Origin of the sequence: Myxococcus sp. RHSTA-1-4 (assembly GCF_020037125.1) — a bacterium.
Taxonomy (GTDB): Bacteria; Myxococcota; Myxococcia; order Myxococcales; family Myxococcaceae; genus Myxococcus.
The window spans coordinates 42,315-66,904 of sequence record NZ_JAIQDG010000004.1 but is presented as its reverse complement, the minus strand read 5'-3'; the positions used below and the strand labels follow the sequence as shown (position 1 = coordinate 66,904).

Below are 24,590 nucleotides of genomic sequence, written 5' to 3'. Positions count from 1 at the left end.
GCGGCACAAGGACGGAGTCTCGACCTGTGCACGCGTCTATGGCCCCCCCTGCCAGGACGATGCTTCCTGCCCCGAATGCAAGGTCTCGGTCTTTCCACAACATACGAGCGAGGCATGGATGGAATGCGTCCAGCGGTGTGGAGAGGGAGAGGACCCGCCGTGTCCCGAGAGCAGCGTCTGCCACATCGGGACATGCTCGCTCCGCTGCGACCGCGCGGTGCCGGACTCCTGCCCCGAGGGCTTCTTCTGCGCACGGCCCTGGGCAGGACAGCCATCGGTATGTCAGCCGGATTGGATTCGGCGCAAGTGAGGGGCCCGCTCCTTCCTCTTCCTACGCCTGCTTCGCCACGCCGCCGGTCGTCGCGGGCGTCTTGCCGTTGAGCAGCGAGCTGCTCGCATACAGCGCCAGCCCCACGACTCCCAGCACCGCCGCTTCCACATGGATGGCGAGCGCCATGCCCATCAGCGTCATGGCTCCCGTGCCCATCGCGAACGCCGCCGCCACCGCCCCCGCCGCCTTCCTCATCCGCCTCTCTCCCGGGCCGCCTGGCCTGCTGTGAATCCGAGTTCCTTCACCACCCTCTCCAATCAATCCGCATGCCACGCACGGCGCGTGCGAAATGGGAAGCCGTGTCGCCCGGAGTGGGCAAACCTCTTCTCCAAGCCGCCCCTGCTCTGCGGAAAGCACGGCACTGGACGCCAGGGCGATACCGGAAAATTTTCCCGGACCCGAGGACCTCTCCAGGTGGGGCACTGCGTAACCCACTGCGATCCATGGCCTTTCCCTCCCCGCGGGACGTGGCACAGCCGGTGCTAAGGCAAGGCCGCCGGAAGCGTTTGCCCCAGCGGGAGAAGGGGCACGTGCGAGACATTCGCGGCGAGGGAGAGCAGACGATGGGCAAGACGAGCGCGGGGTTCTGGACGGTGTTGGGCGTGATGCTCCTTGCGGGGTGCGCCCACCAGCCTCAGTTGAAGGTGGACAACTCGGAGCAGCCCTACCGCATCGGCCGTGAGGACGTGCTGGACATCGCGGTGTGGCGCGACCCGGAGCTGTCGCGCACGCTGCCGGTCCGCCCGGATGGTTTCATCTCCATGCCCATGGTGGGCGAGGTGCAGGCCGCGGGGAAGACGCCCACGGAGCTGGCCGAGTCGCTGAAGCAGGGCCTCCAGCCGTACGTGCAGGAGCCCCGCGTGACAGTCATTGTCCGCGAGGTCAACAGCAGCCGCGTGTTCGTCACCGGTGAGGTGGCCAACCCGGGCGCCTACCCGCTGCGGGGCCGCGTGTCGCTGCTGCAGGCCATCGCCCTGGCGGGTGGCTTCACGGACTTCGCCAACTCGGACGGCATCGTCGTCATCCGCACCGACGCCAACGGCGGCCAGATTCCGGTGCGCTACAGCGACCTGATTTCTCCCGACGGTGGCCAGGAGCTCATCCTCCGGCCGGGGGACACCATCGTCGTGCCGTGAAGGCGTGTTGACGTGTGGGCGTGGGTGTCCGGGACGGTGGGTGGCGGGTGGGACGGAGGGCGACGGTGAAGGGCAACTGGAAGAAGTGGCTGCTCGCGGGCCTCATGCTCGCCGCGCCGGCCGCGCGGGGAGCAACTGTCTGGGAGCCGAAGCTGCGGTTCACGGCCGAGGAGCGCTACGACGACGACCTGCGCCTGGGGGACGGTGAGGCCGGCGGCCAGCTCATGACGAAGCTGTCGCCGCGGGTGGGGCTGGAGGGGAAGGACGGCCGGCTCACGCTGGACGGCTTCTACGCGGCCGACCTCCTGATGCGGCACGGCTCCGGCAAGGTGACGCTGGACCACCGCGCGGCCGTGGAGCTCCGGCACGCGCTGTCCCGCCGGCTGCGCGTGGACTCGGCCGTCCGTGTGTACCGCGTGACGGACCCGTCCTCCCTGCCGCGTGACGGGCTGGCGCGCTCGACGTCGCCCACCTTCTTCACGCAGGCGGCCCTGGGCTTCACCGGCCGCGTCACGGAGCGGCTGGACCTGCGCACCGGCTACAGGTTCGAGGCGGTGCGCATCCTCGAGTCGGGGCAGGACGCGGGCTACGCGCACACGCCGTCGGTGGAGGCGTGGTACCGCTCCACGCGGAGGCTCGGCCTGGGCCTGGAGTACCGGTACCAGGCCTTCGTCTTCCAGAGCGCGGTGGGCCAGGCACACGGCGTGGCGGCGGGGCTGCGCTACCGGCTGACGCGGCCCACGACGTTCATCGCCCGGGCGGGCCCGGTGCGCTACTCGGCGCCGGACGGCCAGGAGGGCGGCTGGGTGCCGCGAGTCAATCTGGAGCTGTACCGGGAAGGGGCGCTGTTCGACGTGGGCGTGGTGCTGGGCCACGACCTGGTGGGCGCCAGCGGCTTCGCCAACGCGCTGTGGGCGGACTACGCGGGCGTGGTGCTGGCGCGGCGCTTCACCCAGCGCTTCTCCGCGTTCGGCGCGGCGAGCTTCTTCCGCAACGGGCGGGCCCCGTCCCGGGACTGGGGCGTCTTCGGTGGCTCGCCCACGGTGTCCCAGGGTTACGCGGTGAGTGGCGGTGTGGAGTACCGCCTCGGCCGGCGCCTGTCGGCGCAGGGGGCGGTGGACAGGATTGCCCAGGTCGGGGTGGCGGAGTCGGCGGGCGCGGGAGACCTGACGCGCAACGTCTTCGCCGTCCGGCTGGTGGTGACGCCTTGGTAGCAACAGCGAGAGGGATGGAGGAGGAGCGGAACATGGAGCGAGGGATGACGGCGGACCAGCTGCTGGCGGCCCTGTGGCGCCGCAAGGCCCTGGTGGGAGCCATCGCAGCAGCGGTCTTCGCGGTGGGCGCGGCCATCGTGATGACCCGGCCGAGCATGTACGAGGCGTCGGTGGTGGTCCGCGTGGAGCCGCAACGGCCGGGCGAGGAGATGGTGCAGCGCACGGTGAGCGAGCTCATCGAGCAGCGACTGCTCACGGTGAGACAGGAGCTGCTGGCCCGACCCGTGCTCCAGAAGGCCATCGAGGAGATGAACCTCTATCCGGACATCGTGTCCGAGAGGGGCATGGAGGCCGCCGTCGCCCAGATGCGCAAGGACCTCACCGTGCGCGTGGAGGGGGAGACGGCCTTCGAGCTCACCTACGCCAACCGCGACCCGCAGGTGGCCGCGCAGGTGGCCAACCGGCTGCCGGACATCTTCTCGTCGGAGACGCTGAAGATCCGCCAGGCCCAGGCCGCCCGCGCCACCGACCTCTTCAACGAGGAGATGGCCCAGCTCGGCACGGCCGTCACCGCCTGGGAGCGCAAGATTGCCCAGTTCAAGGTGGACCACCTGGGCGAGTTGCCCGAGCAGATGGAGATGAACATGCGCGGCCTGGAGCGCGTGTCCCATCTGATGCAGACCAAGTCCGAGGAGCTGCGCGTGGCCGAGGCCCGCCGCTCCGACCTGGCCCGCGCCCGCAACGCCGTGGACAGCGAGGCCGGCCGGCTCGAGGCCGCGGAGAACGGCCTCACCCGCGCCCTGGTGAACGCGCGCACCCAGTGGACGGAGGACCACCCTGAAATCAAGCGCCTGAGCAGCGAGCTGGACAACATGACGGCCAAGCGCAAGGAGGCGGAGGGCCGGCTGTGGGCCGAGCGCGCCGAGCGCACCCGCGTGGCGCAGCTCATCGAGTCCATCCAGAAGGAGATTGTCGACCTGCAGCAGCAGGCCGAGGTCTACCAGCAGCGGCTGAACAACACCCCGCGCTGGACGCACGAGCTGGCGGTGATGAACCGCGACTACGAAATCGCCCGCACCAAGTACCAGAGCGTGGTGAGCCGCAAGGTGGAGGCGGAAATCGCGCAGGAGCTGGAGGCCAAGAGCGCCAAGAGCCTCTTCAACGTCATCTCCCCGGCAGGCGTGCCGGCGATGCCTGCCCGGCCGGACCGGGTGACGGGCCTGCTCGTCTCCCTGCTCGTCGCCCTGGGCCTGGGCATCCTCACCGGCGCGGTGCTGGAGATGCGTGACGACAGCCTGCGCGACGGCATGGAGGTGCGCGAGCGGTTGACCCTGCCTGTGCTGGCGGTGGTCCCGGATATGCATGGCAAGACGGAGCGGCGGGTTCTCATGCCGGCTTCGGGGGCTCGGAACAGCGTGTCTTCCCCCACGTCGTTGAACTGAGCCGCCGGAGAAAGGACGGGAGACGGGAATGGATCAGACGATGGAGCGGGCGGGCAACTTCCTCCCCCGGGTCGACGAGAACGCGTCGGGCGGCAACGTGGTGGACCGCCGCGTGGTGACGCTGACGGCGCCAGCCTCGGTGGCGGCGGAGCAGTACCGGAGCCTCTACTACCGGCTGGAGCGGATGCGGGAGCTGCGGCCGATGAAGGTGGTGGCCTTGACCTCGGCGATGCCGGGGGAGGGCAAGACGGTGACGAGCGTGAATCTCGCGCTCGCCGCGGCGCGGGCGAACCCGGAGCGGCGCATCCTGCTGGTGGACGCGGACCTGCGCCGGGGCGGGGTGGCGGCCATGCTGGGCATGCGCAACAAGACGGGCCTGGCGGAGCTGCTGGCGGGTGACTGCGAGGTGCGGGACGTGGTGCGGCGCTTCAACTCCACGCGCCTGGCCGTCATCCCCGCGGGCGCCACGCCGGAGGAGCCCACGCAGGTGCTGGCCAGCGCGAGGATGAAGCAGTTCCTCAAGGCCGTGCGCGAGGGCTTCGACGAGGTGTACGTGGACCTGCCGCCGACGCTGCCCTTCGCGGACGCGGCGATTCTCAGCCACCAGGTGGACGGGGTGCTGATGGTCATCCGCGCCAACGTCACGCCGGGCAAGTCCGTCCACCAGGCGGTGGAGAGCCTGGGAGGCGCTCCCATCCTCGGGTGCGTGCTCAATGGCGCGGAGCTGCAGTCGACGCCGTACCTGAAGAACTACGAGAAGAAGTAGCACCGGGCGGCCTTGGCCCGCCTCCCGTGCGGAAGCGGGGGGCGGGGCCGGAGGCGGGAAGCGGGTCGGGCGGGTTGGTTGGAGGGGCACGTGCTCCGCGTCTTTCACCACTATTTCTCTGCGAAAAAACTGACGTTCTTCCTCGCCGAGAGCTCGGCGATTGCGTTGGCCTGTGTGATGGGCGCGGCGGCCTGCGCGGCACTCTTCGCTCCCGCGGGGACCCAGCCCCCGTTCTCCGAGATGTGGCCCACCCTGCTGTGGCTGGGCGCGGCCTTCGTCGTCACCTTCCAGTTCACGCTGTACCTGTTGGATTTGTACGACTTGCGCGTCGCCGCGGAGGACCGCGAGCGGGGCTACCGGTTCCTGAAGGCCGCGGGCGTCACGGCCATGGTGGCCGGCGGGGTGATGCTGGTGGTGCCGCTCATCCTCCCGGTGGCGCTGCCTCCGGGCACGCTGCTGGGCGGGGCCATGGGGGCCCTGGCCGGAACGCTGATGGTGCGGGTGTCCATCCGCGCCCTGGTGGGGGCGCCGGACGCCGTCCTGCTCGTGGGGGATGGCCTCAAGGCCCGCGCGGTGGCGAGCGCCATCGAGGCGGGCGGTGAGGGCAGCTACCGCGTGGTGGGCATGGTGGACCCGCGCAAGGCGGGTGAGCCGCTGGAGAAGCTGGCGGCGCGGCTCAACGCGGCCTACGTCGTGCAGGCGGCGGACGACATGCGCGGGGCCAACTGGGTGGAGTCCCTCTTGAGCTGCAGGCTGCAGGGGCGCCGGGTGTACGAGGCGGCGGGCTTCTGCGAGCGGGTGCTGCGCAGGATTCCGGTGCAGTTCCTCCGGGCCAGTGACTTCGCCTTCGCGGACGAGCTGACGGTGTCTCCGCTGCGGCGGGCGCTCAAGCGCGTCTTCGACATCCTGGTGGCCTCGGTGCTGCTCATCCTGGCCGCGCCCTTCCTGCTGGTGGTCGCGGTGGCCATCAAGCTGGACTCGAAGGGGCCCATCTTCTACCGCCAGGAGCGCACGGGCCTGGGGGGCAGCACCTTCTACTTGTGGAAGTTCCGCAGCATGCGCACCGACGCGGAGAAGGACGGGGCGGTGTGGGCCCGGGCCAATGATGACCGCGTCACCCGGGTGGGGCGCTTCATCCGCCGCACGCGCGTCGACGAGATTCCCCAGGTCTTCAACGTGTTGATGGGAGAGATGAGCTTCGTGGGGCCGCGGCCGGAGCGCCCCGTCTTCGTGGAGCAGCTCAAGCAGCAGATTCCGTTCTACGGGCTGCGCGAGGCGGTGAAGCCGGGCCTGACGGGGTGGGCGCAGATCCGCTACCCCTACGGGGCGTCGGTGGAGGACGCGAGGAACAAGCTGGAGTTCGACCTTTACTACGTGAAGAACGGCTCGCTGTTCCTGGATGTGGGAATCATCTTCCACACCGTGAGGCATGTGCTTCTCGGTCGTGGGGCTCGGTAGGGGTTCTGGGAGTTCCACCGCCCTGGCCTCCTTCTTGGAAGCGGGGGCGGTGGGCCCGCCAGGGGCGGCGGGTTCGGGCGTCGTGGATGGGGGTAGGGACATGGTGGGAATGGACATGGAATCGCCGCTCCCGGAGGGCTGGGAGGAGACGCGCCGCCGGCTGGAGCTGGAGCGGGAGCGCAACGAGATGCTCCAGCCGCGGGTGGAGCGGCCGACCCGCATCGTCGCCATCGGTGGCGGCACGGGGCTGCCCATGGTGCTCCGCGGCCTGGCCCGGCGCGCGATGCCGAAGTCCGGAGACCCGGGCGTGGACATCATCGCGGTGGTGGCCATGAGCGACGACGGGGGCAGCTCCGGGCGCCTGCGGCGCAACCACGGGGCACTGCCGCCGGGGGACATCCGCAACTGCCTGGTGGCGCTGGCGGGAGGGAAGAACGCGCTGAAGGACGTCTTCCAGTTCCGCTTCGGCGGGGCGCGCGGCCTGGCCGGGCACGCGGTGGGCAACCTGCTCATCGCCGCGCTGGCGGAGCTGAAGGGAGACTTCCTCGAGGCGGTGCGCATGTCCGGCGAGCTGCTGGGCGCGCGGGGCCGCGTGCTGCCGTCCACGCTGTCCTCGGTGCAGCTGGTGGCGCTGATGCACGACGACACGGAGGTGGTGGGCGAGCGCAACATCTGCCGCGCTCATGGCCGGGTGCGCCGGGTGTCGTTGAGCCCGCGCTCGCCACCGCCGGTGGATGGGCTCCTGGAGGCCATCTACACCGCGGACCTCATCGCCATCGGCCCGGGCTCGCTCTACTCGAGCGTGCTGCCCAACCTGCTGGTGGACGGCGTGGCCCAGTCGCTGAAGGAGTCGCGGGCGCTGAAGGTCATGGTGTCCAACCTGATGACCCAGCCGGGCGAGACGGACGGCATGACGTGTCTGGACCACGTGCAGGCGGTCATCGACCACGTGGGTCCGGTGCTGGACGCGGTGCTGGTCAACGGCACCCCGCCTTCCGACGAGTCCATGAGGCGCTATGGCCGGCGCGGCTCCTTTGTCGTGCCGGTGAACCCTCGCGACCTGATTGGCGCGGGCGTGGTGCCGGTGCAGGCCGACCTCCTCAAGGAGGGGTCCAGGATCCGACATGACAGCCGCAAGGTCGCCTCCTGCCTCCTGAAGATGGCCCGCAGCGGCTTGTAGCCGGGCGGCCCCGTCACCACCTTTGGCGCCCGACAATGGAAGCCAGACACCTCATCGCCCGGCCATCCGTCGTGGAGGTCACCGACCGGGCGGCCTTCATGGCCCTGGAGTCCGAGTGGAACACCCTCGTGGAGGCCACCTCCAACGAGCTGTTCTACCGGCACGAGTTCCTCCGCATCTGGCTCGACAACTTCGCCCCTGGAGCGCGCCTTCGGGTGCTGACGCTGCGTGACGCGGAGGGCCGTCTGGCGGCGGCGCTGCCGCTGTGGGAGGAACGCGCCTCCCTGTACGGCGTGCCGGCGCGGCAGCTCTCGGCCATGGCCAACGTTCACTCGTGCCGGTTCGACCTGCTGGCCCGGGAGCCGGGGGCCGCGGCGGACGCCTTCCTCGCGCACCTGCGCGCGGCGGGCGGGTGGGACGTGCTGCGGCTGACGGACGTGCCGGAGGGGGGGGCGGCCTGGCGGCTTCACGCGGCGGCGCGCGAGGCGGGGCTGCCGGTGGGCGAGTGGGAGTCGCTCCTGTCGCCCTACATTCCCCTGCCGGCGAGCCGGGAGGCGTACCTCGGCACCTTGCAGTCCAAGTTCAAGGCCAACTGCCGGCGGCGGCGGCGCAAGCTGGAGGAGAAGGGCCGCGTCACCTTCGAGCGGGTGGATGGCGGGCTCGCGCTGGAGGGGACGCTGGAGGAGGGCTTCCTCCTGGAGCAGAGCGGCTGGAAGGGCGAGCGCGGCACGGCCATGGCGCAGGACGCGCGCACCCGTGGCTTCTACACGGAGCTGGCGAGGGACGCGGCGTACCGCCAGCGGCTGGCGCTGTACTTCCTGCGGGTGGACGGCCGGCCGGTGGCCTTCCACTACGGCCTGGAATACGGCGCCCGGTACTTCCTCCTGAAGCCCGGCTACGACGAGGGCCTGCGTGAGTGCAGCCCGGGGCAGCTCCTCATGGAAGAGGTGGTGGGGAGCTGCATCGACCGGGGCTTGAGCGAGTTCGACTTCCTGGGGCCGGACATGGTGTGGAAGCGCGACTGGACGGACAGGGTGCGCAGCCACACCTGGCTCTACGTGTTCAACGACTCCGCCTTCGGCCGGGCGCTGTGCGCGGCCAAGTTCCGGTGGGGCCCCGCGATGAAAGAGGTGGTGGCGAGATGGACGCGATGAAGCGCTCGGGGAAGCTGTTCGTTCCGTCCCTGCCGACGCTCTGGCCGCACATGCTGATGTCGCGGCCGAAGCCGGGGGCGCTGCCCCCGTTCTCCTCGCCCAACGTCCGTTACTTCTACTTCGCCCGCAACGCCATCTGGCTGACGGTGAAGATGCTGGGGCTGGACCAGGGCGAGGTGCTGATGCCGGCCTACCACCATGGCGTGGAGGTGGAGGCGCTGGTGGACGCGGGCGCCACGCCGCGCTTCTACCGGGTGGGCAGCCGCTGGGACGTGGACGTGGAGGACGTGGCCCGGCGCATCGGCCCGAAGACGAAGGCCCTGTACCTCACGCACTACGCGGGCTTCCCGGGCCCGGTGGCCCAGATGCGCAAGCTGGCGGACGAGCACGGCCTCGTCCTCATCGAGGACTGCGCGCTGTCGCTGCTGTCGTCCGACGGCGCGGTGCCGCTGGGCACCACGGGGGACGTGGGAATCTTCTGCCTCTACAAGACGCTGCCGGTACCCAATGGGGGCGCGCTGGTCGTCAACGGCCCGCGTCAGTACAGCCTGCCGGAGCCGCCGGCACCGCCGTCCGCGTCCACCTTCAGCCACACGGTGTCCGCGCTCCTGCAGAACCTGGAGCTGCGGGGCGGGGTCTTCGGCCGGACGCTGCGGAGCCTGGTGCGCGCGCTGGGGCACGGCACGGTGAAGGCCGCCAGCATCGAGCGCGTGGCCACGGGCACGCAGCACTTCGACCGGAAGCACGTGGACCTGGGCATGAGCCCGCTGACGAAGCGCATTGCCCTGGCGCAGGACCTGGAGTCCATCGTCGAGCAGCGGCGCCGCAACTACTTCTTCCTGCTGGGCCGGCTGCGTGACGTGTCGCCGCCGCTGTTCAACCAGCTCCCGCCGGGCGCGTGCCCGCTGTTCTACCCGATGGTGGTGCAGGACAAGGCGGAGGTGCTGGCCCGGCTGCGGGCGCAGGGCATCGACGCCATCGACTTCTGGAAGCGCTTCCACCCGGCGTGTGACGCGACGGCCTTCCCGGAGGTGGCGCAGCTCCGGCGCGGCATCGTCGAGATTCCGTGCCACCAGGACCTCTCGCCGGAAGCCATGGCGGACGTGGCGCAGGCGGTGCGGGACGCGTTGAAGTCGGACCGGCGGACGAAGAAGCGCGCGGGTTGAGCGGACACGGGGCACAGGGGAGGGACGCGGCGTCCCTCCAGGGGAGGACGGGCGGTGATTCGCGAGGACGAGCTGACGCAGGGGCCACACACCACGCAGTGGCTCGCGGTGGGGGCGGTGGGCAGCGCCTCCACGCTGGCGGGCATGCGTGCGGAGTGGAACGCGCTGCTGGACGCGAGCGAGGCCGGCCCCTTCAACGCCTGGGAGTGGCTCTACCCGTGGTGCCGGCGCATCGCCACGGACCGGCGTCCGCTGGTGCTGACCGCGCGTGACAGGGGTGGCGCGCTGGTGGGGCTGCTGCCGCTGTGCGTGGAGTACCGGAGCGTGGCGGGCGTGCCGGTGCGGCGCCTGAGCTTCCTGGGCGAGACGCACGTGGGCAGCGACTACCTGGACGTGGTGGCGAAGCGCGGCCAGGAGCGGGAGGTGGCCGGGGCCTTCGCGCGGATGCTGTACGCGCTGCGCGACGAGTGGGACGTGCTGGACCTCACGGACCTGCACGAGAGCTCGCCCACGGTGGAGGTGCTGCGCGGGGTGTTTCCTGGCGGGGACGTCCGGGTGGCGGAGCGGTACGTGTGCCCGTACGACACGTTGGAGCCGAAGGAGCCGTTCGACGCGTTCCTCAAGCGCACGGGCCGGCGAGACAACTTCCTGCGGCGGCGCAAGTGGCTGGAGAAGCAGGCGGGCTACCGGATTGAGCGCACGGAGGCTCCGGGAGCGCTGGCCGCGCCGCTGACGGACTTCTTCCGGCTGCACTCGGCGCGGTGGGCGGCGGATGGAGGCTCGCAGGGCATCAAGGGCTCGGGCGTGGAGGCGTTCCACCGGGATGCCACGCAGTTGCTGGCGGAGCGGGGCCGGCTGCGCATGTACACGATGAAGGTGGGCGGCCGGGCCGTGGCATCGGTGTACGGCATCCTCCACCGCGACAGCTTCGTGTACTTCCAGTCCGGTTATGACCCGGAGTGGCGCAACCGCAGCGTGGGCCTGGTGCTGGTGGGCGAGACGTTCCGGGACGCGCTGGCGTCCGGCCTCACGGAGTACGACTTCCTCCGGGGCACGGAGACGTACAAATCCGACTGGGTGACGAAGCAGCGGCGCACGGTGTCCGTGCGCGTGCACGGTGACTCGTGGACAGGGCGCTGGTTCACCCGCGCTGAGGAGCTGGCGCGCGAGGTGCGCAACGGCGCCAAGGCGGTGATGCCGGACACGCTGGTGGAGAGGGTGCGGCGCTTCCGCCGGCGCAGGGCGGCGGTGCCCTGATTCGCGGCGCGGCACTCGACCTGCGTATCCCTCCATCGAGCCCCCTGGCATCGGTCCCTCGAAGGCCAGGCGGCGCGACGCCCAGGTGACACGGCCAGGCGCTCGCATTGCCGGGAAGCGCATGGGGGCGGGGACGCGGCGTGCGTTGAGAGTGCGCGGCGCCAGCGCCCCCTCGCGCTCACCGAGGGCCAGCACCTCGCGCACCAGCGCCCGTGCTTCGCTCCCGAGGGACTGCGGCTCGAGCGGGGTCACGCGGAACGGAGGCTCCGTTCCGGGCCTGGGCGGCCCGAGGCAGCTGACAAGGCGGAGAGGGGGCCCATGGGGGAGGTGCGTGCCTGGCGGGCTACGCGGAATGGATGCTCCATTCCACGCAGGGTGGCCCGGGGGCTGACAAGGCGGAGAGGGGGCCCATGGGAGGTGCGTGCCCGGCGGGCCACGCGGAATGGAAGCTCCATTCCGAGCCTGGGCGGCCCGGGCGGAGGTGCCGACAAGGTGGAGAGGCGAAGCCCCTGAGTGGTGAGCGCCTGACAGGCCATGCGGAACGGAAGCTCCATTCCGCGCATGGGCGGCCCGGGGGGCTGACCGAGTTACCATTGCGGCTACCGCGTGGTCGGGGCGGCTCCATGGCAGGACTCATCCGCGTCCTGGATGAGCCCGGCCGCGGAACGGACTCTCCGAGGAGTCGGGCACGGCTCGGAGACGGGAGTCCGGCGGGATGCCGGTCCTCTGTTCCGGATGACCCGGTTGTATTCCCCGGGGCGTTGAGGTTCCTTGCGCCCCATGGATGAGAGCTTCCTCCCGGACATCCTCGACCAGGTGGGCCGCCAGCCGCGTGAGTTCGGCACGGTGCAGCTCCACGTGGACCCGGTGGTCCGCGCGCCCGAGGGCACCCGCGCGACCGCGAGCATCTGGTTGCAGGGGGCCTTCTCACCCATGGCTCCGGGCGCGAGCCTCCGCTTGCTCGACGCCGAGACGCGTCGCGAGGTGCTGCACGTGCCGCTTCCTTCGCTGGAGCGCGGGCAGGTGCTTCGCTGGACGTTGCCCCTGAGCCTCGACGCCGACGTGCGCGAATTGCTCTTCCAACCCGTGGCCCCTGTTCCCGAGGGCGCCGCGCGCGTCCGCCCGCCGTGGCGCCTCTTCGACACGCTCGAGCTGGTGAAGGAGACGCGCGTCGTGGGGAACACGGACTTCATCACCGCGGGCGCGGCGGTCTCCCTCGCCATGGGACGCTTGCCGGTGGGAGCGCTGCTGCGGGCCTCCAGCGCGTCGGTTCAGGAACAGATTCGTACGAGGCAGCATGCGGCGCGGGCCATGCCCGAGGGTTTCGTGGTCGAGGTCACCTCGGGCCCGGCGCCGCAGGCTCCGTCGGAGGGGCCAGCCGCGGTCACCGTCTGGGAGCCCGGACAGCCGTTCGATGCGGCGCCCTGGCGTGACAGTCTCTCGGCGCTCCATGAGGGAGACTCCCGCCGCGTGCGGTGCGAATGCGGCACGGTGGCGCCTCGGGGGACGGAGTTCTGCCCGAGCTGCCTCGCATCTCTCACGGGGGCAGCCGCGGCCGTGGAGGCCGTCGCCTCGCCGCCGTCCGATGCAAGCATCACGAGCGGGGCGGCGGCAGGCCACGCGGATGCGGTGCCGTCCGCCGACTCCGGCCCTCGCTGTCCCCGGCACCCCCAGGTGGAGGAGACACGTACCTGCCCTCGCTGTGGCGGTTTCTACTGTGACGGGTGCCTGCCGGAGTCACTCGAATCCGAGCGAACGCACTGCCCGGCCTGCCTGGAGCGAGACAGGGTGATGGACCCGGTGCGCCTGCGCCGCACGCTGGTGCGTGACATGGCCCTCGTCCACTGTGGCGTCACGGCGGCACTGGTCATCACGGGCCTGCTGGGGGCCATGGCCGCTCCCGCGGACAAGGAGCTCTACGCACTCGCGGGAGGCGCGTGCTTCGCCGCCGTCTACATTGGGCTCGCCGGACTGCTGGCGTTCACCCGGAGCACCGTGGTCGGCTGGTGCGTCCTCGCGCTCGACGCCCTCATCGGATGCGCCTTTCTCTTCTTGGGTGGCATCCTGGATGGCGGCGTCGTCCTCATCGCGGCCGTCATCTCCTGCCTGCAACTCAGCAAGGCGCGGGGGCTGTCACGCGTTGGCGAGCCCTCCTGACTCAGCCCGCGTTCGCTCCAACGGCGGCCGAACAACAGTGTGAGCCGAAGCTCGATGCTCGACTCGCCTCGTGGGGGCTGCCCGGTGTCCAGGCTCCAGTCGTCGTCGCGCATCTGGACGCATCACTTTCGCTACCTCACGGAACGCCGCCGCCGCTGACCTCGGCCCGGAGCTGGGCAATCGCCGCGCCGAGCTGCGGCGGCTGCATGTTGCGCGGCACCTCGACGGAGAAGCGCTCGAAGTGCTCCAGCGCCTTCACCTTGTCGCCGCGCCGCAGCGCGAGGCTGCCCAGGAAGATGAGCGCCTCCTGCGCGTCCGGCCACGTGTCCACCAGCTCGGTCAGCTCCGCCTCCGCGCCTTCCATGTCCCCCTTGGCGGCGCGCAGCACGCCCCGGTGCACACGCATCTCCACGTTGAACGGGTCCGCGGCCAGGCCCTTCGCCGTCACCTTCGCGGCCTCCTCGAAGTCCTGGCGGCGGATCAACTCGTGGCTCAGCAGGGCCGCGGACTCCACGTCCCCGGGGTTCGACTGCAGCCGCGCCCGGGCCTCCTGCATGTCCGGGCTCTCCTGCATCTCCCCCATGCCGGCGCCCTGCTGCTGCTGGCCGCCGCCAGGAGGCATCCGGCCCGTGGCCTCCTGGCCATCCGTGCGCGGCTGCTGCTCGGAGACGAGCAGGTAGCCCAGCCCGCCGAAGAACAGCACGATGCCCGCGCCCCACAGCGCGCCCGCGAGCTGCGGATTGCGCGCCGCCCAGCCCGTACCCGCCGGGGCCCGCGGGGCCTTCGCCCGCGCGTCCTCGTCGGACGCCTTGCGCTTGAGGTGCTCGTCCTTGGCGCGCAGGGCCGCCGCGGCCTCGCGCTCCAGGCGGGACTTCTCCGCCGTGTACTGCTCGGCGCCCAGGTTGTGCTTCTCCGCCTCCAGCGCGCGGAGCTGGTCGATGAGCGACTGCGCGCGCTGGGTCAGGTCGTCCAGCACGCCGTCGCGCGGCTCGTTCTTCGCGAGCGCGCCCTTGCTGCGCTGGAAGAGGAGCCAGGCCGCGGCCGCCACGAAGGCGACCACCAGCACGATGATTCCGGGAACCCAGTTGGTCGGTTGCGGCTGCATGGCTTAGCGCTCCAGCTCCCGGCGCACGGCCTGGAGGTACGGGTCTTCCTCATCCGGCGAGGCAGTGCCCGCCGGCGCGGCCGGGGCCGCCGTCTGCTGCGTCGTCGGTTGCGCCGGAGTGGGCCCGCGCTGGAACTGGCGCCAGATGACGAAGCCGCCAATCGCGATGAGCGCCACCGGGCCCAGCCACACGAACCAGTTGAAGCCCGTGGCCCGGGGCTCCAGCAACACCCACTCACCATAGCGGGCGATGAAGTAGTCCATGACCTCCTGGTCCGTCTTGCCCTCGGCCACGAGCTCCCGGACGGTGTCGAGCTGGGCCCGCGCCATGGAGGCGGGGCTGTCCGCGATGGAGACGCCCTGGCACACGGCGCAGCGGAGCTGCTTGCCGAGCGTCTGGACACGGGCCTCCAGCTCTGGTGCCAGCGGCTCGCTCCCGCCCTGCTGGGGCGCGTGCTGGCCGGTAAGGAGACTGAAGGCGAGGGTGAGGGACAGGAGGGCGGCGGTCATCGGACTCCCTGGAACCGTCCCTACCTAGCGCCACCGGGCCCGTCTTGGACAGCGAAACCTGAGCGGGAAGCGCCTGTCCCCCCGGCCGCCTGGAGGGCAGCCTGGGCCACGAGAGGGCCGCCTGGTCAGTTGAGGGGCTCGAAGATGGGGCCCAGGGCGGGGTCCACGGTGAGGAGGTAATCGTACTCGCTCAGGAACAGCTCCATCGGCAGGGCGACGGGATGGCGTGGCTTCATGGGGCCGTGCCGTTGCCCGGTTCCCGGGTGCAGCACCGTGCCGTCCTCCAGGAGGATGGCCCAGGTCAGCTCCCCTTTGCTGTAGAACGCGATGTCGTAGCGAACCACTGCGGCGCGCACGGCCACCGGCAGCGTGCCCAGGGGGGTCAGCCGCGCCGGGGACTCCAGCCGTCCGTCTGGCCGGTAGTGCAGCTCCACGAGCATGGCCCGGCGCGGGTTCTTTGCGCTCGCCGCCACGATCGCGGCACTCAGGCGCCCCGCCGAGTCAATCCACAGCCCGGGCTCGGACTGGGGCATCGCGCGCACACCGCGGACCAGGGTGCTTGCCGTCCGGGTGAGGCGGCCCGAGGTGGTGGTGCGGACGTGGTGGAAGTCCATCCCGCCCAGGGACTCTTCTACCAGCAGCACGCTGAGGCCGTTGCCCACCGAGGCGGGCTGGATGGTGGCCCTGGCGGCGATGGGTGTTCCCGGCAGCGGGACTCGGCCCACCTCTCGCCCCGGGGTGATTTCCGTCGCGTCGAAGGAGGTCTGGAACCGGATGAGCCGCAGGCTCCTGCCTCCAGCGGCAACCACGGGGATGAAGAGCTCACCCGCCATGGTCTGCAAGGGTGGCCGGACGACGCGCTCGGGAGGCTCGCCCAGGTCGAAGCGGAATGGGTTCTGGGTCGTCGCCGGACCCGCCCACGCGAAGAGCGACGCGCCCCTGCGCCACATGAGCCAGTTCGCGGGCGAGTGGCCTTGAGGATCGTTCGACCAGGGGTAGAGCACATCCGCGGAGCCGGGCTCGACGGGACCCAGGGCGTTCGCCGCACTCCTGCTCACACCTCCTGTCTCGTCGGCGTCTGAATCGCTATAGCCGCTCACCATGAGCACCGGCTGTCCCCCCACGTCCTGAAGCCATACCGCAGAGCCACTGTGCGAAAACAGGTCGGCGATGTCGAAGCCCAACGAGGCCGGGCCCGCCGTGGAGGGTACGATGTCGAACTCGATTGGAGTGGCCGTCGCGGTGGAAGCGTCGTGGGTCAGTCGGGCACTCAGTCTGTAGCGCCCGGGACGTGAGGCCGGCCACCACTCGTAGAGATCGACGGTGGATTCGATGGTCCGTCCGGCGTCCAGCCGGATTCGCGGAGCCTCGTCGATGATGAGGACGTAGGCGGGGTTTCGCAGGTAGAACGAACGCCAGGTGACGCTCCGGCCCTCGGGGTACTCGGGCCCGGTCAGCGTGTACGTCAGGGATTGGTCCGCGTTCCTGAAGGGGTCCGGCAATTCCACGGGCGCGGTGCCCTCGTTGCGCAGGGTGACACGCGCAGTGCGGTATTCCGCCGCGGTGAAGCGCTCCTTGGGCAGATGGAACTGGATGCGCACGGAAGAACCTCCGCTTGAGGTGGAAGGATTCGCCGCGATCGGAATGGGGCGTGGGGGGGCGCTGCTCGTGAGCACGGCCGTGACGAGCAGGGCGGGACATGCCAGGACAAGGGGGCTCATGGCTGGGCGTTCCGGCTCCCATCACTGTTCAACATCTGTTTGTTCCATCCCCGGAGTCGCAGGAGGCAGAGCCCACAGAGCCGCCGCTCCATGGAGTAGTCGTAGCCCATAAGACAGTCGGTTCCGTCCTGGTCGTGCTGTGTCGCGATGGCCCCGGTGGGCTTGCCGTGGATGGGAAAGGGAGCGTGGGGCAGGAAGAGCTGGTGGCCAATCTCATGGGCGATGGTCTGCTCCAGCGTGTTGGAGTTGCTGGCGTAGTTGGTGGCCTGGCCACACTGGACGACCGCGCAGCGGGTCCGGTCGTGGGAGGGAAGATCCTTGGAGAACCCGTTGACCGTGACGCCACCCGGTGCTCGCTCCAGGTTGTAGAGGCCCGAGAACTGGAGCAACAGGATGCCCGGCGTACCCCTGCCAGGAGCTTCATCGAACGCTTTGACGATGATGTCCTTCGCCCAGTCCTTGCAGGCACGATGGTAGGCGCTCTCATCCGGCACCGGAGTGTCAACCTCGGGCTTCGAAAGCAACCGGGGGAGCGCGGCGTCATCGCAGCGCTTCAGGCGCTTCACTTCGGTCCGGAACTCCGCGTACGTGCGGAAGGTGAGCGCATGGGCTCCGGCGGCGTACTGGTCCACCGTGGGGTCGATGGCCGCCTGGCCCTCCCAGGGAAGCCGCTTCACCGCCGCCGCGATGCGCCGGTTGTAGTCCGCCGCGTCCACGTCCGTGACACCGCCACCGCGGTCCACCAGCCGCAGGAACGCGCGCTCGAACTGCTCCTGCACGGGGGCCAGCGAGAAGCCGGAGACACTCGGATGCTTGCGGACGACGCGGGAGATGTGGACCTCGCGCCATGTCTCGAAGACACCGGTAGAGGCGCGCACCGCCGCGGGCAGGGGCGCGTCATCCTCCACGTCCAGCGCCACGCCGCCGTCCTTGCGCCGCTCGTAGGCGAGCTGCACCGTGACGCGCCAGGCATCCCCGGCGATGCGCGAGGGCTGGAACAACACCCCCGTCCTCCCGGCGAAGGCGCCGGACGTCCACGCCTCGCTGTAGGCGGCCCACCCGCGCTTGCGGCAGGGCACGACGCGGAAGGGGAAGACGCCCTCACGCGGCCGGGACTGGGGCGCGTAGCCGCGCTGCTTGGGGAACACGGCGGAGGAGGGCAGGCCCCGCTTTCCACCCACGTCCTTGTGGGCGTTGTCGCCCCTGGGCCGTGAGGCGGAGCACTGCCGGTTCAGCGCCTGCTCCAGGAAGGCGCGGGCGCGAGGCGCATGGCGGGACACGTCCTCGGCCTCGTCCTCCCAGTCCCAGAGGAAGCGCACCCGGCCCAGCGCCCGGGGGGCATCCACCCTGCGGCCCTGGGAGTCCTTCAGCCATGCCCGGGCGAAGATGGGGATGTCCGGCCCGTTGCCCCACGCGGCCCGGTGGTGACGGAAGTCGGTGTCGTCGTTCATCTCATGGGTGTCCGTCTTGAAGACGTTGCTGACGAGCCGGACCTCCGCCTTCTGTCCGGGCGCGGGGAGTCGCCCCAGCGAGGCGGCCAGGTCGCGGTCTCTCGCTTTCGCCAGTACACGCGGGTCGCCGAGCTCCAGCTCGAGTCCATCCACCAGCACGTGGAAGTACGTCCAGGCCACCGGGCACTCCGCCCACCCGCTGCCCTGGAGTGTGAGCTTCAGCTTGTATGGCGAGTGCTCCACGGTGACGACGCCATCCGGGAAGGCCTCGCACACGGCCACGCGGCCGTCCCAGGGAAGGCGATGGTCCCCCGCGGTCAGCTCCTCGCCGGACAGCGCTCGTGTCCACAGGGGCTTCTTCTGGTGGCGGGTGAAGAGCTCCAGCGTCCCGGAGTGCGCGAGCCCACCGGTATGGGTGAGCTGATATCGGAGCTCCACCGGCTCCACCTCGGGCGCGAAGTGGAAGCCGTCCTCACCTCCTTCTGGCGCGGGGAAGGGAGCGGGGCGGTGGCACCGGGACGAGGCGCCGCCGGGCGTGGCGAGCCGGAAGTCCGTCACGCCGAAGTGGGCGGGGCGAAGCCGGTTCCGGTTGCGCCCTCCCGGGGGCGTGAAGGCGACAGTGGCCGTGAGTGCGATGCGAGACATGGAGCCGGGTCAGGCGTCGTGCTGGCGGATGCGCTCGCGCTGGACATCCGCGAGCTGTCCTGTCTCCGAACGGCCGTGGTGCCGCTGGAAGGCGCTCACCTCGGCCCGCGTCCGGGCCCCCCCCGGCGCGCCGCGCCCGGTGTCGAGAAGGTAGGGAGCCTCACGCGAGTCCATCAGGACGATGTGCAGCCGCCGCTGCTTGCTCGTGAAGGTGCTCGTATTTCCCGTCCGGATGGGTGCCGTCCTCGGGCTGACCATGCCGCGTTCCCCCGTGCCTGGATTCGCGATGGTGCCGTGACCTCGTTGAATGCGGCGCGAAGGTACGCGAAGCCCGTACGGCGTCGCGCATGCGAAGAAGCGAAATTCCGCGATGTGTTGGTTGGGTTAACGCTGCTCAACCTGCCGGGTCGGGGAGGCGACGGTGGTCCGGCCGGGTGTACAGGACGGATGATCGCTGGCGGACGTGTCCGGAAGGTTCCTGCCGGATGCCAGCCGGCCACCCGGCCGATGGCGCGGCTCCACGCGCGGGGCCTTCGCGTTGGCCGCCACGAGCGCGGCGCTGGGGCGCCCCGCGGAGTCGCTCCACGGCCGCCACTGTGGCCGTGAGCGTGAGGCGGGACACGGTGCCTATCAGGCGTCGTGCTGGCGGATGAGCTCGCGCTGGACGTCCGCGAGCTGCCCCGTCTCCGGCAGGCCGTGGCGCCGCTGGAAGGCGCGCACCGCGGCCCGCGTCCGGGGGCCCGGTGCGCCGCGCTCCCCGTCGATGGAGAAACCGAGGTTGTGCAGCCGCTCCTGCGCGGCCCGGGCCGCGTCCGAGTCGAAGCCCGCGGGTGACTGGAGCTGGAGCACCCAGTGCAGCGTCACTGACTCCCGCGCGTCCGCGGGCGTGGCGTCCGGGAAGTCCTCGTCGGAGATGGGAGGCGGGTAGGGCGGTGGTGCGCCGCGCGGGGCCGCCGAGGCGGGCACGGACTCGGCCGCGCAGTGGGGCCCGGGGCCTGACGGCGCGGGGAGCTTCAGCAGCAGCTCTCCCGCGGAGAGGCCCGGGACTTCATGGGTGAGCGAGCCGTCCGCGGCGGTCCGCCCGCAGTGCTCCGTCCTTCCCACCGTGAGCACGTATTCGTGGTTGGCGTAGGGCACCTCACGCGGGTCCAGGAGGACGATGTGCAGCCGCCGCTGCTTCAGCGTGAAGGTACTCGTGTTTCCCGTCCGGACGGGTGCCGTCCTTGGACTGACCATGCCGCGCTCCCCCCGTGTCTGGATTCGCGATGGTGTCGTCTTCTTGTTGAAGGCGGCGTCAAGCTAGGTATGGGCCGCAAGACCTCAAGCCCCTGAAGGACCCGGAATCCCGCGAGATGTTGGTTGCGTTGACGCTGCTCAACCTGCCGGGTCGGGGAGGCGACGATGAGTCGGCCGGGTGTACGGGAGGGATGATCGCTACGTGACGAGGACCTGTCCGAGGCGGGCAGTGCCCAATCACTCTTCCGGTTCGTCGGGGTAGGCCGGCTCGCCCTCACGGAGCTGCATGGCGGCGACGAAGCCCACCGCGCCCAGTCCCATGACGAACACGACGGGCCCCAGGGCCAGGCGCATGTTCACCGCCGCCCAGACGAGGCCCAGCCCCACCGCGCCCGCGGGCACGAAGCGCGCCCACGACGGGCGCTCCACCTCCGGCCGCAGCGCCAGCAGCGCGAGCACGGCCAGCAGCGCCAGCTCCACCACCACGGACGCCGGCAAATCCCAGCCGGACAGCGAGACGAAGTCCCCGCCCCGGCTGTAGAGCACGTCATCCGAGGGCCGCCGCGTGTCGATGACCCGCAGCTCTGGAGGGCCTTGCGGCACGGGCGCGTTCTCCGGCAGGCCGTCGAGCCCCGCGCGAACCGTGGCCCACGGCGCGAACAGCGTCAGCAGGCACACCGCCACGCCCGCCAGCGCCACCACGCGGGGCATGAGCACGAGCTGGCGCGGCTCGAACCAGCGCTCCACGACGCCCTCCGGCCCCGCGAGCACCTTGCGCCACTGGTCATGGACGACGAGTCCCGTGCCCGCCAGCCATAGCAGCGGGGTGAGGCCCAGGCCCGACATCCGCACCGCGAGCGCCGCGAGCACGGCCGTGCAGAGCGCCGCGGCCTCGGGGCGCAGCAGCACCTCGGGGACCACCTCCGTGAAGCCTGGAGCCTCGCCCGCCTCGCGCAGCTCCCGCGCCACCAGCAGCACGCCGGCCGCCAGCGCCAGCAGCGTGCCGGGCACTCCCGCGTCGGCGAAGAAGGGGAGGATGGACAGCACCAGCGCGAGGCCAATCAGGCCCACGCCCACCACGCTGGGAGAGTGCGCCGGCACGTTGGCCAGCCACTTCGGCCCGTCATACGCGGGCCGGGACAGCCCGGGGTCCGTCTTGTCCTCGGGCTCCAGCGGGGGCGCGCTGCCGACGGCGTACGGCCGTGCGCGCTCCTCCACCTCCTCGAGGATTTCCTCCGCGTACGCCGGCTCCTCGGCCTTGCGGCCGGGGCGGGAGGCGCGGAGCGCCGGGCGAGAGCCGGTGGCCTGGGGGCTCACCGGCATCTTCGCGCCGCAGTTCTCGCAGTACTTCAGCCGGCCATTCGAGGCTTCGCCGCACTCCGGGCACCGCATGCGTCCCACCTCGTCGGTACAGGCTTGCTAGCGCGCCGCCTCGGCGGGGGCGGAGGGCGCGCTCCCGGTCAGTTCGCGGATGCGCGTGGCCAGCGACTGCGGGTCGATGGGGCCCACGTGCTTGCCCCGGATGATGCCCTGCGGGTCGATGAAGTACGTCTCCGGCACTCCCGCCACGCCGTAGTCCACCGCCATGCGCGAGCGCGGGTCCATGAGCTGCGGGAAGCTGGCCCCGTGCCGCTGGAGGAACTGGCGCGCGTTGTCCTCGGTGTCCTCGAAGACGACGCCCAGGAACACCGCCTGCGAGCCGAACTCGCGGGCGCCCCACTCCAGCACCGGGTGCTCCATCTGGCACGGCGTGCACCAGGACGCCCAGAAGTTGATGACCACCGGGCGGCCCTTCAAGTCCTTCAGGCTGACCCGCTCGCCGCTGTCCAGCGCGCGCAGCACGAAGTCCGGAGCCGGCTGGCCCTTCAGCATGAAGGGCACCTCATGCGGGTTGCGCCCGAAGCCCTTGAAGAGGACCCCGAGCAGCGCCGCGCTGAGGGCCACGAAGCCCAGGGTATAGCGCCAGTTCCACATCACGCCGCCCCCCGCTCCGCGTCACCGCCCGCCAGCGGAGGCGCCGCGCCGGCCTCCGGCGCCGCCGACGTCGCCAGCACCGCCTTCCGGCGCGGCCACAGGGCGATGATCGTGCCCAGCACCAGCAGGGGAATGCTCCACCAGATCCACCCCACCAGCGGGAAGACCCAGACGTTGAAGCTCGCCGTGCCGGCCTGCTCGGAGAAGGCCATCATGGAGATGTAGAGGTCCTCGGCCGCCGTCTCGCGCACCGCCGGGGTGCCGATGGGGTCCGTGCTGCGCTCGTAGTAGTTCAGGCGCGGCCGCTGCTCGGACACCTGGCCGCTGGGGGACGTTACCTCCAGGCGCGCCGCCACGTAGGTGCGGTGGGGCTCCTCGCCGCTGACCAGGCCCAGGTACTTCATCTGGTACCCGTCCAGCTCCAGGCTCTGCCCCTTCCTCACCGTGCCGGACGTGTGCTTCACGTACGCGGACGACGCCGCCACCGCGACGATGATGAGCACGATGCCCAGGTGCACCACGTAGCCGCCGAAGCGCCGCTGCGCCTTGGTGGCGCTCGTCACCAGCGCGGTGAAGAGGCCTTCCTTGCGCTCGGACATGCGGACGCGCACCGGCGCCACCAGCTCGCGCAGGGTGATGAGGGTGACGAAGCCCGCCAGTCCGAAGGTCAGCAGCGGGTAGACGCCACGCAGGCCCGCGGCATAGCAGGCCGCCGTCACCACCAGCCCCGTCACCGCGGGGATGATGAACTGCCGCTTGAGCGTCGCCTTGTCCGGCGTGCCCCACGGCAGCATCGGGCCCACGCCCATGAGGAACAGCACCGCGATGCCACCGGGCACCGCCATCTTGTTGAAGTACGGCTCGCCCACGCTCACCCGGACGCCGCGCACCGCCTCGGACACCAGCGGGTAGACGGTGCCCAGCAGCACGGTGAACGTAATCGCCACGAACACCAGGTTGTTCACCAGGATGCTCGCCTCACGCGACAGCGGAGAGCTGAGCTGTCCCTCGGGCACCAGCAGGTGGCCGCGCGAGGCCAGCAGGCCGATGCACACCAGCAGCAGGATGCCGAGGAACACCAGGAACGTGGGGCCGATGTCCGACTGGGTGAAGGAGTGGACCGAGTTGAAGATGCCCGAGCGCGTCATGAACGTGCCGAGAATGGTCAGCACGAAGGAGGCGAGCGCGAGGCTGAGCGTCCACAGCTTCAGCATCCGCTTGCGCTCCTGCACCATGGTGGAGTGCATGAACGCCGTCGCCGTCAGCCACGGCAGGAAGGACGCGTTCTCCACCGGGTCCCACGCCCAGTAGCCCCCCCAGCCGAGCACGGCGTACGCCCACCACGCGCCGAGGATGATGCCAATGGAGAGGAAGATCCACGCCACCAGCGTCCAGCGGCGCAGGGGCGCCATCCACGCCTCGCCAATCTCCCCGCGCAGGAGGCCCGCGACGGCCACGCCGAAGGGCACCGTCATGCCCACGTAGCCCAGGTACAGCATGGGCGGGTGGATGATCATCAGCACGTGGTTCTGCAGCAGCGGGTTGGGGCCGGGGCCGTCCGCCGGCACCGGGGACACGGCCCCCCAGGGGTTGGCCGGGCCGGCGATGAGGAAGGCGAAGAAGACGCCCACCGCCAGCATGGTGCCCAGCGCGAGCTGCATGTACCGCGCGTGCTCGCGCCGGTGGATGAAGGCGAAGGCGGCGATGAAGCTGCCCATGATGAGCCCCCAGAAGAGGATGGACCCCTCCAGGGCGCTCCACAGAGACACCACGGTGTAGACGAGCGGCGTGTCCCGGCTGCCCACCTGCGCCACGTACTTCACGCTGAAGTCGTGCGTGACGAGCGCGTTCACCATGACGAGGTTCGCGCCAATCATGCAGGCGGCGAAGCCCCACACGGCGCGCAGCACCCACGGGTAGCCCGCATCGCTGCGGCGCATCCCGCTCACCAGGCCAATGAGCGCGCCGAAGGCCGCGAACGCGAGCCCTCCGAGCACCAGGCCGTTTCCGACGGTGCCGTTCACTTCGCCCCCGTGCCCGTGCTGGCCGTGGTGGCGTCGGAGAGCGTCTCACGCCACTTGTTCGGGTCCTCGCCCTCCTTGGGGGCGCGGTACTCGTTGGAGTGGTTCACCATCAGCCGGTTGGAGCTGAAGACGCCGGACTTGTCGTAGGTGCCCTCCACCACGACGCCAATCTTGTCGCGGAACATCTGGGGCGGCGTCTCCGTGGAGCGCACCAGCACGCTGGCCGCGCCCTCCTGGACGCCGTCCGCCACGCGGAAGTGCAGGGTGGTGTGCTCCGCGTTCCACTGGATGCTGCCCGGCTGCACCACGCCGCCCAGGCGGATGGTGGCCGTGTAGGCCTTGTCCCCCTGGCGCAGCATCTCCGAGGGGCTCCAGTAGTAGACGAGGTTCTCACCGATGTCGCCGAAGGCCACGAAGGCCAGACCGGCGCCTGCCACGAGCAGGGCCCCCAGGGCGATGATTCGGTTACGGGCGACGGGCGTCATGGTGGTCACTCCTTGGCGTCGGGCGAGGCCCGGGGACGGCGAACCCAGAGGGACAGGGCGTAGAGGGCGAGCGTGGCAATCGTAATGGCGTAGCAGGCCCAGACATAGCCCCACCCGCCCTGGATGCGGCCGCTGCCCACCTGGGCCAGGAGCATCAGCGTCGAGAGCGTCATCATGT

At 70.8% G+C, this 24,590-nt stretch carries 22 protein-coding genes; 10 read left to right on the top strand and 12 right to left on the bottom strand.

Annotated features, from left to right (window positions below):
- Window positions 1-331: 331 nt before the first annotated feature.
- Window positions 332-526, bottom strand: a complete 195-nt coding sequence (locus K8638_RS07955; RefSeq protein WP_223753828.1) for a hypothetical protein — start codon at window positions 524-526, stop codon at window positions 332-334.
- A 368-nt stretch (window positions 527-894) separates the two neighbouring features.
- On the opposite strand from K8638_RS07955, the gene K8638_RS07950 reads away from it, so the two are divergent.
- The 10 genes from K8638_RS07950 (at window position 895) to K8638_RS07905 (ending at window position 13,261) form a co-directional block, all read left to right on the top strand.
- Complete coding sequence (locus K8638_RS07950; RefSeq protein ID WP_223754073.1) at window positions 895-1,467, top strand: polysaccharide biosynthesis/export family protein; 573 nt, start codon at window positions 895-897, stop codon at window positions 1,465-1,467.
- Window positions 1,468-1,532: 65 nt separating this feature from the next.
- The gene (locus K8638_RS07945) at window positions 1,533-2,681 is read left to right on the top strand and encodes a hypothetical protein (RefSeq protein WP_223753827.1); all 1,149 of its coding nucleotides are present in this window, start codon (window positions 1,533-1,535) and stop codon (window positions 2,679-2,681) included.
- Window positions 2,682-2,695: 14 nt separating this feature from the next.
- Window positions 2,696-4,123 carry a Wzz/FepE/Etk N-terminal domain-containing protein gene (locus K8638_RS07940; protein ID WP_223753826.1) on the top strand — a complete coding sequence of 476 codons (1,428 nt, stop codon included), beginning with the start codon at window positions 2,696-2,698 and terminating at the stop codon, window positions 4,121-4,123.
- A 28-nt stretch (window positions 4,124-4,151) separates the two neighbouring features.
- A complete protein-coding gene (locus tag K8638_RS07935; protein WP_223753825.1) occupies window positions 4,152-4,889 on the top strand; it encodes a CpsD/CapB family tyrosine-protein kinase in 738 nt (245 codons plus the stop codon).
- 90 nt (window positions 4,890-4,979) lie between these two features.
- Window positions 4,980-6,347 carry a polyisoprenyl-phosphate hexose-1-phosphate transferase ExoE gene (gene exoE, locus K8638_RS07930; RefSeq protein WP_223753824.1) on the top strand — a complete coding sequence of 456 codons (1,368 nt, stop codon included), beginning with the start codon at window positions 4,980-4,982 and terminating at the stop codon, window positions 6,345-6,347.
- Window positions 6,348-6,447: 100 nt separating this feature from the next.
- Window positions 6,448-7,527, top strand: coding sequence for a uridine diphosphate-N-acetylglucosamine-binding protein YvcK (gene yvcK / locus K8638_RS07925; protein WP_370643933.1), 1,080 nt, complete (start codon window positions 6,448-6,450; stop codon window positions 7,525-7,527).
- 35 nt (window positions 7,528-7,562) lie between these two features.
- A complete protein-coding gene (locus K8638_RS07920) occupies window positions 7,563-8,681 on the top strand; it encodes a GNAT family N-acetyltransferase (protein ID WP_223753822.1) in 1,119 nt (372 codons plus the stop codon).
- The gene (locus K8638_RS07915) at window positions 8,678-9,847 is read left to right on the top strand and encodes a DegT/DnrJ/EryC1/StrS family aminotransferase (protein WP_223754072.1); all 1,170 of its coding nucleotides are present in this window, start codon (window positions 8,678-8,680) and stop codon (window positions 9,845-9,847) included. Before K8638_RS07920 ends, K8638_RS07915 begins: the two co-directional genes overlap by 4 nt.
- A 54-nt stretch (window positions 9,848-9,901) precedes the next feature.
- On the top strand, window positions 9,902-11,104 hold the full coding sequence (locus K8638_RS07910; RefSeq protein WP_223753821.1) for a GNAT family N-acetyltransferase: 1,203 nt from the start codon (window positions 9,902-9,904) through the stop codon (window positions 11,102-11,104).
- 780 nt (window positions 11,105-11,884) lie between these two features.
- Window positions 11,885-13,261 carry a hypothetical protein gene (locus tag K8638_RS07905; RefSeq protein ID WP_223753820.1) on the top strand — a complete coding sequence of 459 codons (1,377 nt, stop codon included), beginning with the start codon at window positions 11,885-11,887 and terminating at the stop codon, window positions 13,259-13,261.
- A gap of 136 nt (window positions 13,262-13,397) precedes the next feature.
- Here the strand turns inward: K8638_RS07905 and K8638_RS07900 are convergent, their stop codons facing one another.
- The 11 genes from K8638_RS07900 to K8638_RS07850 form a co-directional block, all read right to left on the bottom strand.
- On the bottom strand, window positions 13,398-14,366 hold the full coding sequence (locus K8638_RS07900) for a tetratricopeptide repeat protein (protein WP_223753819.1): 969 nt from the start codon (window positions 14,364-14,366) through the stop codon (window positions 13,398-13,400).
- A 3-nt stretch (window positions 14,367-14,369) separates the two neighbouring features.
- A complete protein-coding gene (locus tag K8638_RS07895) occupies window positions 14,370-14,876 on the bottom strand; it encodes a cytochrome c-type biogenesis protein (protein WP_223753818.1) in 507 nt (168 codons plus the stop codon).
- A gap of 125 nt (window positions 14,877-15,001) precedes the next feature.
- Complete coding sequence (locus K8638_RS07890; protein ID WP_223753817.1) at window positions 15,002-16,477, bottom strand: hypothetical protein; 1,476 nt, start codon at window positions 16,475-16,477, stop codon at window positions 15,002-15,004.
- A gap of 116 nt (window positions 16,478-16,593) precedes the next feature.
- Window positions 16,594-18,693, bottom strand: a complete 2,100-nt coding sequence (locus K8638_RS07885; RefSeq protein WP_223753816.1) for a hypothetical protein — start codon at window positions 18,691-18,693, stop codon at window positions 16,594-16,596.
- 9 nt (window positions 18,694-18,702) lie between these two features.
- Complete coding sequence (locus K8638_RS07880) at window positions 18,703-18,951, bottom strand: hypothetical protein (protein WP_223753815.1); 249 nt, start codon at window positions 18,949-18,951, stop codon at window positions 18,703-18,705.
- A 372-nt stretch (window positions 18,952-19,323) separates the two neighbouring features.
- Window positions 19,324-19,929: a peptidoglycan-binding protein gene (locus K8638_RS07875; protein ID WP_223753814.1), complete on the bottom strand. Its 606-nt coding sequence runs from the start codon at window positions 19,927-19,929 to the stop codon at window positions 19,324-19,326.
- Window positions 19,930-20,166: 237 nt separating this feature from the next.
- The gene (locus K8638_RS07870; protein WP_223753813.1) at window positions 20,167-21,321 is read right to left on the bottom strand and encodes a zinc ribbon domain-containing protein; all 1,155 of its coding nucleotides are present in this window, start codon (window positions 21,319-21,321) and stop codon (window positions 20,167-20,169) included.
- A gap of 27 nt (window positions 21,322-21,348) precedes the next feature.
- The gene (locus K8638_RS07865; RefSeq protein ID WP_223754071.1) at window positions 21,349-21,903 is read right to left on the bottom strand and encodes a redoxin domain-containing protein; all 555 of its coding nucleotides are present in this window, start codon (window positions 21,901-21,903) and stop codon (window positions 21,349-21,351) included.
- Window positions 21,903-23,927: a heme lyase CcmF/NrfE family subunit gene (locus K8638_RS07860; protein ID WP_223753812.1), complete on the bottom strand. Its 2,025-nt coding sequence runs from the start codon at window positions 23,925-23,927 to the stop codon at window positions 21,903-21,905. The genes K8638_RS07865 and K8638_RS07860 overlap by 1 nt, the downstream gene beginning before the upstream one ends.
- Window positions 23,924-24,412, bottom strand: a complete 489-nt coding sequence (locus K8638_RS07855) for a cytochrome c maturation protein CcmE (RefSeq protein ID WP_223753811.1) — start codon at window positions 24,410-24,412, stop codon at window positions 23,924-23,926. Before K8638_RS07855 ends, K8638_RS07860 begins: the two co-directional genes overlap by 4 nt.
- Before the next feature lie 5 nt (window positions 24,413-24,417).
- Entirely contained in the window at window positions 24,418-24,588 is a 171-nt protein-coding gene (locus K8638_RS07850; RefSeq protein WP_223753810.1) for a hypothetical protein, read from the bottom strand.
- Between the last annotated feature and the right edge of the window lie 2 nt (window positions 24,589-24,590).

What these genes read in the sequence shown, in the direction of transcription:
- K8638_RS07955 (WP_223753828.1), bottom strand. Translation starts at nt 526, where the DNA reads ATGAGGAAGGCGGCGGGGGCGGTGGCGGCGGCGTTCGCGATGGGCACG.
- K8638_RS07950 (WP_223754073.1), top strand. Translation starts at nt 895, where the DNA reads ATGGGCAAGACGAGCGCGGGGTTCTGGACGGTGTTGGGCGTGATGCTC.
- K8638_RS07940 (WP_223753826.1), top strand. Translation starts at nt 2,696, where the DNA reads ATGGAGGAGGAGCGGAACATGGAGCGAGGGATGACGGCGGACCAGCTG.
- K8638_RS07935 (WP_223753825.1), top strand. Translation starts at nt 4,152, where the DNA reads ATGGATCAGACGATGGAGCGGGCGGGCAACTTCCTCCCCCGGGTCGAC.
- yvcK (WP_370643933.1), top strand. Translation starts at nt 6,448, where the DNA reads ATGGTGGGAATGGACATGGAATCGCCGCTCCCGGAGGGCTGGGAGGAG.
- K8638_RS07920 (WP_223753822.1), top strand. Translation starts at nt 7,563, where the DNA reads ATGGAAGCCAGACACCTCATCGCCCGGCCATCCGTCGTGGAGGTCACC.
- K8638_RS07915 (WP_223754072.1), top strand. Translation starts at nt 8,678, where the DNA reads ATGAAGCGCTCGGGGAAGCTGTTCGTTCCGTCCCTGCCGACGCTCTGG.
- K8638_RS07905 (WP_223753820.1), top strand. Translation starts at nt 11,885, where the DNA reads ATGGATGAGAGCTTCCTCCCGGACATCCTCGACCAGGTGGGCCGCCAG.
- K8638_RS07900 (WP_223753819.1), bottom strand. Translation starts at nt 14,366, where the DNA reads ATGCAGCCGCAACCGACCAACTGGGTTCCCGGAATCATCGTGCTGGTG.
- K8638_RS07895 (WP_223753818.1), bottom strand. Translation starts at nt 14,876, where the DNA reads ATGACCGCCGCCCTCCTGTCCCTCACCCTCGCCTTCAGTCTCCTTACC.
- K8638_RS07885 (WP_223753816.1), bottom strand. Translation starts at nt 18,693, where the DNA reads ATGTCTCGCATCGCACTCACGGCCACTGTCGCCTTCACGCCCCCGGGA.
- K8638_RS07880 (WP_223753815.1), bottom strand. Translation starts at nt 18,951, where the DNA reads ATGGTCAGCCCGAGGACGGCACCCATCCGGACGGGAAATACGAGCACC.
- K8638_RS07875 (WP_223753814.1), bottom strand. Translation starts at nt 19,929, where the DNA reads ATGGTCAGTCCAAGGACGGCACCCGTCCGGACGGGAAACACGAGTACC.
- K8638_RS07870 (WP_223753813.1), bottom strand. Translation starts at nt 21,321, where the DNA reads ATGCGGTGCCCGGAGTGCGGCGAAGCCTCGAATGGCCGGCTGAAGTAC.
- K8638_RS07865 (WP_223754071.1), bottom strand. Translation starts at nt 21,903, where the DNA reads ATGTGGAACTGGCGCTATACCCTGGGCTTCGTGGCCCTCAGCGCGGCG.
- K8638_RS07855 (WP_223753811.1), bottom strand. Translation starts at nt 24,412, where the DNA reads ATGACGCCCGTCGCCCGTAACCGAATCATCGCCCTGGGGGCCCTGCTC.
- K8638_RS07850 (WP_223753810.1), bottom strand. Translation starts at nt 24,588, where the DNA reads ATGATGACGCTCTCGACGCTGATGCTCCTGGCCCAGGTGGGCAGCGGC.